The organism is Ralstonia pickettii (assembly GCF_001699815.1).
Taxonomy (GTDB): domain Bacteria; phylum Pseudomonadota; class Gammaproteobacteria; order Burkholderiales; family Burkholderiaceae; genus Ralstonia; species Ralstonia thomasii.
The window spans coordinates 276,580-290,111 of the sequence record NZ_MCGB01000061.1; the positions used below are offsets into that span (position 1 = coordinate 276,580).

The following is a 13,532-nucleotide window of genomic DNA, read 5'->3' on the forward strand; positions in this document are numbered from 1 at the left end:
ATCCAAAACAAGATTTTACACGGGACTTTACACCTAACAGAACATCTGACACACTGATATCATCTTACACAAGATCTAACAGTCCGATCTGTTTGATGGGAGTCACGCCATGACTAATGCAGCGCAGCACGCGACGAAAATCATCATCAATCTCGACGAAATCGAGGTGCACCAGGAGAAGCTGACATATGCGCAGCTGGTGCACCTGGCCTACCCGCAGGATCCGCCTGCGGATACGTCGGATTTCATCTACACAGTCACGGTCACCTACCCGGACGGGGAAAGCCTCTCGCTGGCGCGGGGAGATAAGCCAGTGCTGGTCAAGGAAGGGATGGTGTGCCATGTCCGCAAAACCGGTCGTTCTTGACTCAGTGCTCGCACCGTTCCTTGCGGCGGGGCTGCGAGTAACGGTGCAGGGGGCGCACCTGCTTCTGCACGACGTGCCCGTGGTCGACAACCAGAGGCAACTGCGGCTGGGCACCCTCGTCGCGACGCTCGTCTATACCGACAGCCAGGTGACACCACCGGCGACCCATCAAGCGTGGTTCGATGGCCCGTTCCCTTGCTTCGCGAACGGCTCCACGATGGAGCAGTTGCGACACACGGACGTGGCGGGGGGAATCGTGGCTCCTGGCGTTCCGGCCAAGTTCTTCTTCTCGAACAAGGATGACGGCTGGACGAGTTACGCCACCCACTTTGACCAACTGATGCACTACTGGCGGATCATCACGGACCAAGCGCGAGTAATTGATCCAGACTGCACCCGCCCCTTGGGTCCTGGGTCGTCGCTGGTGGCACCTCGAACGGACCCATTCCGCTATCCGGACGCCTGCTCAGCGCGCGGAAACTTCGTGATGGTCTCAGAGCGGCTAGCGAATCTCCGCATTGCAATCGTGGGGCTGGGCGGGACGGGGTCCTATGTGCTCGACCAAGTAGCCAAGACGCCGGTACGTGAGATCCACCTGTTCGACGGCGATGTCTTCGAGGTCCACAACGCCTTCCGGGCGCCCGCGGCAGCCAGTGAATCTGATTTCGGCAAGACCAAGGTTGCGTACTTCTCCGCGCTGTATGAACCTATGCGGACAAGCATCATCGAACATCCTGCGTACGTGACGGAAGTCAATGTTGGACTGCTCGGGCAGTTTGACTTCGTGTTCGTCTGTGTAGACAAGGGGCCCGCGCGGAGATTGATCTGCTCCCATCTCATCGACCAGGGCGTGCCCTTTATCGACTGTGGTATGGACATGTCGCTGTCTACCGCGCAGCAGATCTTTGGTACGTGTCGAGTCACAATAGCCACGCCAGCAAGGAACAAGCACTTCTTCGATCGCGCTCCAACGATGGAAGATGCCGGTGATGCGCTGTACGACCAGAACATTCAGATTGCTGACGCCAACGCCCTCAACGCTATCCTCGCCGTCATGCGTTGGAAGCAGCACTTCGGCTTCTATGCGATGAATTGGGACTGGCACCACCTCGAATTTGCCACCAGTGCGATGGCTTTGGCGAGGGCCGAGAGATCAGAGGGAACGGATGCGAATTGACCGAATCACGCCAGAGCTGGTCGAACTTGCGCCCCGGGTGTTGCAACCAGGGCGACTCTACATCAGCGAGAAGTACCAAGCGGCTGTACACCTCTGCTGCTGCGGATGCGGAGAAAAGGTCGTGACCCCGCTCTCGCCTGCGGAATGGCAGATTAAGTTGACAAATGGGCGCGCTACGCTGCATCCCTCGATCGGGAATTGGTCGATGGCCTGTCAGTCGCATTACTTCATCCGCGGCAACCAAGTGGTCTGGAGCGGGCAACTGTCGAAGAGGCAGATCAAGGCCGTCTTTGAACGTGACTTGCGGGATCTGCAAGCGATGCATCGTGGCACCGAGGAGCCGCGTGCGAAAGAGCTGGGCGCCCCAAGTCCCGCCACGTTTGAGCATGAACGGCCGTGCACCGGTTGGCGCGCGCGACTAAAGGCGTTCTGGCAATGGCTGACTCGCTGATCCCCTGGGACGCGCCGGAAATCCGCTGCGGGACAACTGATACCCTTGCGTCTAGACAACGTCGAGGGCCGTACGCTTCATGATTCGTCCTTCTCCCTAAGTTTCGATGGGCCGCCGCCTTGCTTGATAGGACCGGGTTGCTCTTTCGGGCGCTCTAGGCTCTCGTCCCTGCTGTTGTAGCCACCAGCCGCACCGGCCGATTTCCGCAAATGTCGACGCAGGTCGCCGGATCCAGAGGTTTTCCATCGCCGCTATGGGTTCCACCCAAGTCTGTGCCGCAGCCCCCGCTATCTGTACCACCACCGCTGGACTTGGAATTGTCTGAGGTAGACGTTCCCGATTTCGTTTCTAGATTCACTGGCTTCACGCCATCGCCCCGCATATGCAGATGCCACGGCGAGCATCACCAGCATCGGAATTATTTTTTCATCCCTCCCTGTTGTCGCGCAGAGTGCGCAAGGCTTCCAGATCGGCCCACATGACAACACACCCTCTCATACTGACTCGCACTTACCGCACCTTAGTTGCGGACCGGCAGGCTGCGAGTCAAGAACTCAGACCGAGATCGAGCCGCCCCTCGCAGGGACTCAACAGGACGTCTAACTCACGGCGGTTGGCCGGACTCCTACCCCCTCCAGTTTGCGAATGTCCGCGAGCGCGTAGAACTTGACGCTACGCGCTTTCCCGAACGTCACCGACTGGATCTCACCGCGGCTCTCCAGATTGGGGAGGTGACCCCGGTGGCTTCCGAGCAAGCCGCCAGCCTCCTCCGCAGTGAGGTACTCCGCCCGCATTTCTTGCAGGCGTTCAATGTCCGCACGGTGAATACGTCGCGAGACCGTCAGATTCACCACAGGAAGAAGCCCGGACTGGATGTATGTCACTTCCAGCGCCCTTTTTCCCACACCAAGGATTGCCGAGACGGCTTCTACGGGCACGAGCTCCGGGTCATCCAGCATTGCCTTGAAGCGTTGTACGGATCGCCTTGTCACCAGCACAGACCTGGATAGGCCCTTCACTTCCCGCAGATGATGGTCCACCACCAGGCGCTTGGCGGTCTGGACGCTGACGCCGATCAGCTCCGCAGCGTCTGCAAGAGGCATCTCTAAGCGTTCTCTCTTGACGCCTTCGCCAGCCGGCTTACGCCCCGTAGACGTCGGGTACCCCTTCAAGCTACGCAACGTGTCGAGATCAAGGCGATCAACGCGGTCTCGCTCGAACATGTAGACGAGACTGCCATCAATTTTTGGACCCGCAACGGCTGGCACACCAAGCGCCATCAGCCTTTCCGCCGTGCTGGTTACACCGGTATTGGCGCGCTTGGCGACCTCTCCGGCAAAAACATACTTCCGAGCGAAACGCTCGACCACGCCTTGACTGGTTACAAGCCGCTTCCGATTGGCTCCGTCCCTATCCCGATACTCAAGCCATCCCGCCCTTGCAAGAAAGCGAACAACCTCAGGATAGGTGCCCAGGATTTCGGCGACCTTTTCGACGCCGATCTCATCGGTGCTGTCAGGGGCCGGATTCCGTGGCGTCGCATGGACGGAACGAAGACTGCTGAGCCCGGCGCTCAAATCATATCCAGCGCTGTGCTCGCGCCCTTCGGTAATCGCCCTGAGTACCGATGCCACACCGCGCGTGACAGCCCGCGAAGCGCAGGTCGACTCGGCCAGGTTTGCGGTCAAGGCGCTCAGCATTGCGTTCGCCGCGACGGCGCTGTATCCGCCCCTGCCGATTTTCAGTTGATATGCTTCCAAGACTCCATCTCTCTCCAGCTTCGTCAACTGACTGGCACTAAGTCCGAGAGCGAGCTGGATCTGCTTGCTTGATAATCTTCGTTCGCATTGGTCAGCGCCGACCGACCTCTCGCCTGATGTCGAGCGAAGAATCTCCAGTGCCAACGCCCGTACCGTATTGGATGCCGCCTCCAGGAGGGGAAGCAGCGTGATACGCGGGTGCCAGGGCGAGTTATGCACTAGCGCTTGGACCTCGGTTGACACAACGCCCTCCTCGCCCCATCGGCGCGCGCTGCTGAGCAACTCCAAGAAACCATCACGGTGCTCCAGCGCAAAGAGAGCAGCGACACACGCCGCAGCCTCGCCAGCTCGCGGCTCCCCAGCGCGCATCTCGCCCATCCACCAGTCTACGGCCGACTTATCGGCCAGCACCGGTTGGGCATCGGCAAGATTGGCTCCGCACCTGCAAGTGCAAAGCGAACCACGCAGAGGAGACAGTGCCTTCTTGCATGCGTGGCAGTCTCGTAGCATGTACACCGAATGCACTTGGCATACCAAGTAAGGTTCGAGCGCCCAGTGCTTCCGGAAATAGCGCTGCTCGGCAAGGCAGATTGGGCAGTATGCGCGGCAGTCCTCGGAGAAGAATCGCTCTCCATACGGGACACCATCAATCAGTCGCGGGGTTTCCGCGGTGGGCCCCACACGCTCAAAGCTCAATGAGAGGGCATTCGGATCGCCGACTCCACACAACTGGAGAATCTCTGCGTAGCGATCCGCGCGCGTATAGGCCGCTGTGATCCACCCCTCATCCGCCTTGCCAGCAAAATGACCGTCAATCATCGCGGTCACGCTCGGAAACCCATTTCCTTCGGCGATGCGTATCAAGTACCCCGCGGGTGACTCGTCGGGAAACGGAATGGGACGAACTGGAAGTTTGCGCCCCATGTCACCCCCGAAACGCTGCAGCCAAAGTCGGGCCGCTCATCGTGAACGGGTTCTGCTTGGTCACGGACAGCGCCGCAAATATGCCGGTGTCCCAGACAGATGCCAAATCCGTCTTGGTGATGACATCACGCCCCCCAAGCAATGTGTGACGGGCGGCCACCTTCAGAAGTGTGGAAACGTAGTCAATGTTCCCCCTTGTCGCGGCGAACACCCGCAGTGCCAAGCCATACTCGCTGAAGCTCGGCGTGGATTTGATCGAAGTACGCTCAACGATCTTGCTGGCCAAGACACCAAGAAAACGCTGGAGCTCTCCCGGTTCGTCGGCTGTTCCCGGGTGCAGCGGCGTCAACATGAACTTGCTTTTGTAGCGCCGGGACATCTGCGTATCTTTGTCGAAGATGGTCTTGCACTCATCGGTCCCGACCAGGCAGATCACGGGCCCCTCCGCATTGAACAGTTCCTTAAGCCAATTGCAGATGGCTTGCCCGGCCCTGGCGTCCTTTTTTTGGATCACTGAAAGGTTGTGCAATTCGTCGATAAAAACGATGGTGGTCCTGCAGCGCTTGAGCAGCGTGTTGATTCGTTTGGATCGAGACACAGGTGAACCAGCGAGCGGGTTGACGTCGTTCAGCTTGGCAAGCATCTCTTCGGTCAAGCCATCCAGCCTCCCCTCCGGAGGCAAACTCATATAGAAGGCAGGCATGGTGTCGATCTCACAATCGTTCTCCACGACAGTTTGAGGTGCCATCCCCGTCATGATCAAGTTGGCGATCGTCGTCTTTCCCATGCCACCGTCGCCCAGCAACATGCAGCACTCTGGCGTGCGCGAGGCAACGGAGGCCTTGATGCATCCCTTGATGCCCGTGACAGCATTGGATAGGGCCGGGTGGAGAACGACAATGCGGTCCAGCTCTGCTGCCTCTCTATAGGCGTTGCGTTCAGCCTCGGACTCGAACAGAGTGTTTGCGTGGTCAAATGGAAGCATGCGTCGTCCTTAGTCGAGAATGATTGCGTCCAGCGAAAGGTTGCCGAAGTGATTGAGTCCGTTGACGGCAGCCTTTGACGGACCCGGCTTGGCCGGCAGAACCTCACCGGTATCAGGATCAATCCGTTCAGTCTGTTCAGAAGGCTCCGGTTTGCCCGCAACCTCGTCAATTCGAGACGTCAAGACAACCGAGGAGGAGGCTACGACCTTTGCGACATCCTTGGATCGTTGCTCAAGCTCCTTCTTGCCCTCCTTCAGACGTTTTATCTGCTTCGTCGCGAACGCTGAGTCCTTCTGGATCCGCATCATCAGCTGATATAGCGCGTAGATGGGAGCGTTTTCCCCCAACTCCCTGCGGTCCCGCTCCGTCATATCGCCCAGGATCCGCTTGGCCTCGCGATGAGCCCACTTGGTGAGGCCCTTCGTGTATTCGGGGTTCGTCGACGTCGCCGTGATGACGGCGCCCTTCTCCAAAGGGTGTTCGACGTACACCTTGTCCAGATCCAGTTCGTCGATAAGAACCACAACCTGCCCCTTGTATTGGTGCTCAAGGGAACGCAACGCATGGCTGTACCAGATCAGGCCGTCATGACGAATCCGCCCTCCGTTAGGCGTAACGCGGATCACCGTGCGTGCAATGACGTTGACCTCTTCTTCCGACATGGTGAGCGGCGTGCATTTTCCGGGAGCGGTCTCCTCCTTCCACATCATGATGGGCGCCCTACCAGTGCTCGAGTGTTGTTGCTTGTGGTAAACCTCCTCGATCCATTCATGCACATAGGAACGGACCTGTTCGAGCGTATGGCAGGCCCGGCCAGCCGAATCATAGGAGCCACGCTCTGCCGGGTTCGAGAAAGTCGTGCCAGGCAGCGTCTGAATGAGGCTTCTTGTGAAGGTACGAAAGAATGACTCGATGTGGGGCTTGTGATTGGGCTCCCGAATCGCAGCCGGTTCAATGATGACGTTGGCCTTGAGCAGCAGGCGCATGACGGCAGAGTTCTTGAACTCGGTGCCATTGTCAGGAACGAGATGCACACAGATGCCCCCAGGCAAGCCGCGTGACGGCCGCGTGAACATGTCTTTGACGACAGCAAGCGTTGTCACCGTGGATGGTGGATGCATACTGAGATGCCAGCCTACGACGCAACGTGTTCGCACATCGATCGCAAGGGCAAGCGTCGGTCGCCCGATCACATCGCGCGTCGACTCGTCGACCACCAGCACATCAAGCACATGAGAATCGATCTGCACGATATACATCGGCATATGGGCAAGATGTGACCGACCGCCGGCCCGTACAGCACGCTCGGCAGCAATTGACCCGTCCTTGACGCGCTTGAGAAGGAACGGATCCACCTTGTTGATCCGGCGCCGGAGGGTTCGTTCGGATGGGGCTTTGATTCCAGACATACAGTGCTCCAGTAAGTATCCATGTACATAGGCCAGGACGTTCTTCGAAGAACGTCTTTCCGCTCGCATAAAGTCCGCGATTCCCTCCTGAATGCCAGCTTCGACCCCCACATCGAATCGAAGCGTGTAGTTCCCCTTCGGCGGTGGTCGCGCCAGGAAGTACTCTTCCCCGAAATCGCGCAGAACCTTGACCCACCGCGCAACGGAACTCGCTCCCGGTACATTCGGGTCTCCGATGCGCGCGGCGTACGATGCAATCCACTCGGAAAGGAAGGCGCGCCCGGTGGGCTTGGCCAGTTCAGCAACCGCCCCCTGCGCGTACCGCAGTTGCCGAAAACGGCGCTGCAGCTCCGGGGAGGAGAGGTTCAGGTACGGCGACTCCTGAATTGCTTTGGACTCGCTGGTGACAACGATCGCGCCGCTGCGGATCTCCTCCTGAAGGCGAACCAAGGGGATCCTTCGGCTCGTGCCACCCGCGACCGCGTTGTAGCGCACGTCTCCGTACGCGACGTGCGCGATTTCAAATTCACTGCCGCGGTAGCAGAAGCGCACGCCAACCCGAGCAACGAACTCGGGCGTGTACTCCTGCTGATGTTGGACAATCTCGCTCATGGCATCACTTGGTTAGCGCACCGCAAATGCGGCCACGCTCCATCGCGCCGTCCTGCATGGCGTTGACAAATCGTCTCGATGACTGGAGCCCGGACGGTGACGGCTCCACCCACGCGCTTGAATGTCTGCACGGCTACCGGCAGCTCTGCCGAAGGTGGTCATTTCCATACCGTTGCTCCCATATCGAAAGGTTTCTCCCAATCGATCTTGAGTACGCCGACGAAGAGCAGATGTTTGGCGACATCACCGAGTGCTTCGACCAGCGTCTGATAGGGGCATGGCAGCAGCGAAGGAATCGCTGCAAGCGCATGCTCGATCTCGAACTTGGAGGGGATGCGTGCGTAGCTGTGGTGGATGGACTTGAAGTGCTGTAGCGCGAGATCTGATGGCAACTCGTCGCGATCGACGAGGGCGTAGTCAACGCCGACGCGGGACAGGAATGTGTCAACCCACTCGACCTTGCTGCGATAGTCGTCCGTGAGGAAGTTCTTGCTGTGCTTCACCTCCCGGACAAAGATCCGACCTCGATCATCGAGGATCAGAAAATCTGGCCAATGCGCTCGTCCCCCCGGGATTTCAATTGAGATCGCTTGGGTGCGGTACGCGACGACGCTCGGATGGCGCTCAAGGCAGAGCGCATAGGCCTGCTCTAGTCGGCTCTCGACCGGCATGTACACCGCCACATGGGAGGCTGCCGCGTTCTTCTTGCTGGGAAAGAGGGACGAACGGGACCCACCACGTTTCCCCAAACGAACGATGCGGCCGCCATGCAGCCGTGCGGCAAGATCGGGCCTGCGGGAAAATGCGTGCTGGACGCCTTTCAGGAACTCCTCTCGAAGCTGCCACTCCAGCGTTCCCCGGATACGGAATGCAGCGTCAAGCCGTGACACGTGACTCGTTGCGGTGAAATCGAGCTCAATGGTTTGCATGATCTGAACTACAATTGACTATCTTTCTGGGCAAGCCGATACGAGGCTTGTCCGCCAGTTCAACGCTCGCTAGCCGGCCCGTCTTTTTGAGGACGAACGAACCCATCCAGCGCTTCCATAAACGCTGGTCCAATGCCGAGCCCGGAGAAAATTCACAGGTAAAATCTCGCCCTTCCCGATTAATTTCGGGATTGGTTTGACTTAAAGCTGCCGCCGCACTCTCCGGCTATTTCTCCGCAGCTGCCGTGGGGCTTCTGACTTAACTCATTACCGCTCCTTCCCGCGCGCTAACTCCACGAGTCGCGTTCAGCTAATCAACTTGGTTTCAAGAACACCATTGATGCCCCTGAGGGGTGTGGCATCACGTTCGTGACGGGCCAGTGCCTCCGGAAGATCACATTACGCGATCTCCCCAACGTTTCTAGCCCCCACGTGAAATGGTAGCCAATTTCATCTCTTCTCCGGTACGGCAATCAACACAACGAAAGCGGGCACTAACTACATGCTCGCTACGGCAGTTTCTTCAGAAAAAATATTTTTATTAAGCAGAAGCAGCCGATAGTATTTTCGGCGAAGAAATGGCCCAAGCCACGCCAGCCGAGTGCTCTGTCACGGCGCCGCCGGAGCCCTCCTTGCGCTGGAAGGGGGCGAACTGGAGTGCTCGAGAAACGACCGGTGCGAACGGCTTGTCGCATGCAGTCGATTGAAGGTGTGAGGTACCGGCAATGACTCCTTCCAACGGATGAAGTACGTGGAGCCGGTATGGATGGCTTCTGAGCTGACGTTTCAGATGGAGCAATTGGTATGTATTTTTACACTCCAACAACACTCCTGTTATAGCCCGTCAGACGCTTGTTTCAAGGGAAACTTGTGTAGAAGCGTTCAGCGCAGAAAGTTATAGTATGTATAAATACACGCCACGAACGAATGCGGTTTGAGCATGGGTGGCCGATACCTGTGCAAAAGGACCGTGAGCGCAGAGGCCCACTTGGTGGGATGCCTGCACCCTGAAAACGCGTACAAGTTTCGGACAACACAACAGCAACGGCGGTACGCGGACCACGCCACAAGGAAGGAAATGCGCCAAGAGGAGCACTTTTGCTCCACCAGCTAGTTTTGCTGTACAGCAAAACTAGCGTTATTCGCTAAATGACCCGGGTGCAGTGACGAAAAAGCCGCTCGTCATAGGAGGAGACATGGCGAATCGAACGGTACCGACCGACTTCCCGCGCCAACCGCCATTGGGCTCCGTGCCGGGTGCGCAGCCCAAGCTCTTGGTACGGCAGATCAACGGCCGTTATATCACCGGGCTCACGGAAGAAGAGTGGCTGGAGCGGTACGAATGCTGTGAAGACCTGGCACAACAGTTCGTCAGCTACTGCGCGCGCAAGATTGCTGAAAATCCGTCATTGACTCAGGAGGGGTGCCTAACCCGCGCACGTAAGGGATTCGCGCTGAAGGTGCAACAAGGCGAGTGGGACTTCTCACCGGCGGAGCAAGATTGGGTAATGAAGCGGGCTCGGCAGATTCTTGGCTGGTGATCCGACCGAAACGGCAACGCAGAAGCCGCTGCTTACAGCGGCCTCCACGTGCTCCCCCGCCTGACAGGCTATTTAATCAGGAAGCGGTCGCGATTCTTGCCAATCCAAGCGGGTACCCACCCGAGACATTCCCCGACTATGACTCGCCGCTCATCCTCATCAACAAGGACGACACTCAGGACTGCATCGTAGCAAACTTCGGATTTGCACCTGCCGAGTACGCTCCGGCAGGCATGCCCAACCCCATGAATGCGCGTGCGGAAACAGTCGGCACCAATCGCATGTTTGGGAAGTATTGGCGGGCCTGCAATCTCTGCATCGTGCCGGTCGACGCCGTCTATGAGCCGTGCTATGAAACGGGCCACAACGTACGGCACAAAATCTGGATTAAGGGCGAAAGCGAGTTCGGTATCGCAGGCATTTGGCGCACTTGGGAGTCGCCTACCGGTGGGCCGCCGCGCTACGCGTTCGCGATGCTGACGTTGAACGCTGGGGGTTGAGGCAGCGTGACGGCCAGCGCCGGCAGCAATGCTCGATCGGCCAGCGACATTTCTGCTTGCTGAGCAGGCAACCACTCTTTGCTGCGGCTCACAGCCACTGCGAATTTTTCATCTCAACATGGGGCTGGCCGTACTCGCCGTAGCGCCCCAAAGAACAGATCAGACTGCTCGCGCTGATCTTGATTCGCGCAGCCACTTGGACCGCTAGCGCCGCGTCTACCTTGCACACAACGCTACTCGCGGAAGAACCACCACGGTTACGGCTACATCCGGCTCGAACTCGCTCACCGAAGGCTCTTGGCCACCGCCACTGCGCATAAATGCAGTGCACTGGGTCATAAGTAGCGGCATAGCCATCTCTGCCCCCTTCTCCCCAAGGGGAAGCTGCACTGCAGCATGGTGATTGCGCTCAACGCCTAGTCTCGCCCTGAACTACCCGGGCCTTGCAAGAACAGGGGAGTGCAGACAAACCTAGACCGCGCCGGTCACCGAGTCTGCATACAGCAAAAGATATTAATCTTTTTTAATTCTGATATTAGAGATACGACACTCAAGCTGGAGAGCTGCCGTACGACGACCACAAAAAATTGAGCCTCTCAATGTGCGCCACTCTTGTCCTCCAAATTCGCGGGCACATTAGTGCTTTAGTCTGATAGTGACGCACGCTACCGCTGCCTATACCAAAGCATTTGCGAAAAATGCTATAGAGACCGAGAGCACGGTACGCACTTGGGAGGAGGCCTCATCGAAAAAGAGCAAATAAAAGGTCGCCTTGCTTAATTTCAACAAGCACATTCCCGCGCAGTTGCTTCTGCACCGCGCGACCGACTGTCAGTTGATGCGCCTCAACATACATTTCTTCTTATCAAAAAATGAGGGCGTGGATTATGATTAAAAACACTTTCCGACGCATATCAAATGCAATAGTAATTCTTATCGTTGCCGCAAGCACTCCGTCAATATCGCATAGCCAAACCGTTACCCGATCCGGGGATGCTCACATGCAAAATGACTATTCTCACATCGGACACGAATTACGGAAAGAAATTGACGCTGAATATAAAAAAATAAAAGAAAGAAAAATATCCACCCATAACAATAAATCAGACATATCTGCGTTGATCGAAAAATATATACCAATCGGCTCATCTTTTGATGCCGCAGAAGAAATACTTAAAAATGCCGGCTTCACAGTTAGCCCGAGACCAGGACCAAATCCAGTAGGAAACCGCCCTGACAGATATTCAGTTGTGGCGGCCATATCACCGTTGGAATCTAGCTTCCCAAAAAAAACAGATGTTTATGTATTTTTGACCCCAAAGAATCACGGTGACTACACAAGCGGCATCGCAGAAATATCTGCAAAAATCACCATCTCTTTCGTCTGAGAGGGAAAAATGGCCAACGAGACGATATCGATTGTATATGAGCCGCTCGGCGTTTTTCACGGCGTCACTTACTATCACGAGACATTACTTTACACGAACTCCGACGGCGATCAGTTCATGGCGACAGCGGCCCCTTCATCGCAACCCGCGCCAGGAACTGGAGATTTAGATAACATCTCGAATGCGTCCGGGGCCGCAATGACGAATGGACAATCGCCATACGGAACACTAATCACAAACACAGGAGCATTATCGAGTTTTGATCCAGCGGATGTTTCAAGACTTCTGGGCAGCACCGCCAACCCCAACCCATCCCAAGTCGTTGCATCCGGTGCTGACTTAAGTACCAAATGGAATCAAATAGTTTCAGCGGAAAATGAGCTCGCAACAGAGAATCTTCCTTATTCTCCACTTACGCAAAATTCAAATTCCATTGCAAACACTGCCCTTACAGCAGCAGGTATAGACACACCTCTAAACGATGGAGTCCTCGGCAAATATTGGACACCTGCATCGAGCAACATACTGAGAGGCGCATTTATCCCTAGCCCTCGCAATCCGTTCCCATTCGTCGGGAGCAGATGTGATGCTGCATATGCAGCGGCGGTCGCGGCAGCCTTCAACCGCAGCCTTGTGGATCCATTGGTTATAGATCTATCAGGAAACGGGGTGCAGTTGATTCCATTGGCTCAATCAAACGCACACTTCGATTTATACAACACTGGCTTCGCGGTTCACACCGGTTGGGTGGGCTCACAAACCGGGATTCTGGTCGATAATCCGGGGGCCAGCGGTACAATTGACAACATCACTGCGCTATTTGGAAACGCGAGCACAGATGGTTTTTCTGCCTTAGCGGCGTTGGATACAAATCACGATGGAATAATTGATGCGTCGGACGCCGGCTTCTCCAACTTAGAAATTTGGACCGACACAAACGGGATACGTTTGTCTACAAGACTGGCTATGGCTACCTTGAAATCTACGAGTACGACCCGAACCCAACAAACAACAACGTCCTAGAACTTGGCGCGGGCAGACGCCGGAAATCTCCACTTCTGGACGGTACTAATTCCGGTGTAGGGTCAGTGTCGGTAAAACAATCAAAAGGAAGGGAGGGGCCTGTGTGAAGAGCTCACACAAGAACCACTACCGCCGTGCAATACGGCCAAGCAGCGGATGGGCGCAAAGCGAAGCAATGCGCCGAGACGGTCTAGCCGTTCAAAGTGCGATCGAAAATCGCCTAGAACAACTGTCCATGGAGATCATTCCGCAGCTGTGACGGGGCGGAGCGGCAACTACAAGCCACATTCTTTTGATCAGCGATGGCCGCAATCTTGGGCCTGATAACGGTAGTTGACGACAGGCGAAAGGCCGTGCTTCGGCCTTCCGGCACGACCGCGTCATAACCTTCGTCACACCACCTTTCATGCTCAAGGCTAAGACGCAGGCGCCACCCATTCAAGCCGCAGCGCCTTGCACTCGTCC

The 13,532-nt window shown here is 56.7% G+C and carries 11 protein-coding genes; 7 read left to right on the forward strand and 4 right to left on the reverse strand.

Annotation, left to right across the window (positions count from 1 at the left end; genetic code table 11):
* The first annotated feature begins 109 nt into the window (after positions 1-109).
* Genes BEK68_RS11985 through BEK68_RS11995 form a run of 3 tightly spaced genes read left to right on the forward strand, consistent with a single transcriptional unit; the run spans position 110 to position 1,995 of the window.
* Positions 110-367, forward strand: coding sequence for a multiubiquitin domain-containing protein (locus BEK68_RS11985; protein WP_004630301.1), 258 nt, complete (start codon positions 110-112; stop codon positions 365-367).
* Positions 342-1,544, forward strand: a complete 1,203-nt coding sequence (locus tag BEK68_RS11990) for a ThiF family adenylyltransferase (protein WP_004630299.1) — start codon at positions 342-344, stop codon at positions 1,542-1,544. Before BEK68_RS11985 ends, BEK68_RS11990 begins: the two co-directional genes overlap by 26 nt.
* Positions 1,534-1,995: a DUF6527 family protein gene (locus BEK68_RS11995; RefSeq protein WP_004630298.1), complete on the forward strand. Its 462-nt coding sequence runs from the start codon at positions 1,534-1,536 to the stop codon at positions 1,993-1,995. The genes BEK68_RS11990 and BEK68_RS11995 overlap by 11 nt, the downstream gene beginning before the upstream one ends.
* Before the next feature lie 599 nt (positions 1,996-2,594).
* Here BEK68_RS11995 and BEK68_RS12000 read toward each other — a convergent pair.
* The 4 genes from BEK68_RS12000 to BEK68_RS12015 form a co-directional block, all read right to left on the reverse strand.
* Positions 2,595-4,679, reverse strand: a complete 2,085-nt coding sequence (locus BEK68_RS12000; protein ID WP_012760803.1) for a TniQ family protein — start codon at positions 4,677-4,679, stop codon at positions 2,595-2,597.
* A gap of 1 nt (position 4,680) precedes the next feature.
* On the reverse strand, positions 4,681-5,664 hold the full coding sequence (locus tag BEK68_RS12005) for a TniB family NTP-binding protein (protein WP_004630296.1): 984 nt from the start codon (positions 5,662-5,664) through the stop codon (positions 4,681-4,683).
* A gap of 9 nt (positions 5,665-5,673) precedes the next feature.
* Entirely contained in the window at positions 5,674-7,686 is a 2,013-nt protein-coding gene (locus BEK68_RS12010) for a DDE-type integrase/transposase/recombinase (protein WP_004630295.1), read from the reverse strand.
* A gap of 158 nt (positions 7,687-7,844) precedes the next feature.
* Positions 7,845-8,615 (reverse strand): hypothetical protein, encoded by a 771-nt coding sequence (locus BEK68_RS12015; RefSeq protein ID WP_004630294.1) that lies wholly within the window; start codon positions 8,613-8,615, stop codon positions 7,845-7,847.
* Between the two features lie 1,196 nt (positions 8,616-9,811).
* On the opposite strand from BEK68_RS12015, the gene BEK68_RS12020 reads away from it, so the two are divergent.
* The 4 genes from BEK68_RS12020 to BEK68_RS24880 all read left to right on the forward strand — a co-directional run bounded on the left by BEK68_RS12020 (position 9,812) and on the right by BEK68_RS24880 (position 13,067).
* Positions 9,812-10,156, forward strand: coding sequence for a hypothetical protein (locus BEK68_RS12020; protein WP_004630293.1), 345 nt, complete (start codon positions 9,812-9,814; stop codon positions 10,154-10,156).
* Positions 10,117-10,656 carry an SOS response-associated peptidase family protein gene (locus BEK68_RS24875; protein ID WP_167313371.1) on the forward strand — a complete coding sequence of 180 codons (540 nt, stop codon included), beginning with the start codon at positions 10,117-10,119 and terminating at the stop codon, positions 10,654-10,656. Before BEK68_RS12020 ends, BEK68_RS24875 begins: the two co-directional genes overlap by 40 nt.
* 1,001 nt (positions 10,657-11,657) lie before the next feature.
* On the forward strand, positions 11,658-12,044 hold the full coding sequence (locus tag BEK68_RS25490; RefSeq protein ID WP_137884644.1) for a hypothetical protein: 387 nt from the start codon (positions 11,658-11,660) through the stop codon (positions 12,042-12,044).
* Between the two features lie 9 nt (positions 12,045-12,053).
* Positions 12,054-13,067, forward strand: coding sequence for a hypothetical protein (locus BEK68_RS24880; protein ID WP_004630291.1), 1,014 nt, complete (start codon positions 12,054-12,056; stop codon positions 13,065-13,067).
* Positions 13,068-13,532 lie beyond the last annotated feature (465 nt).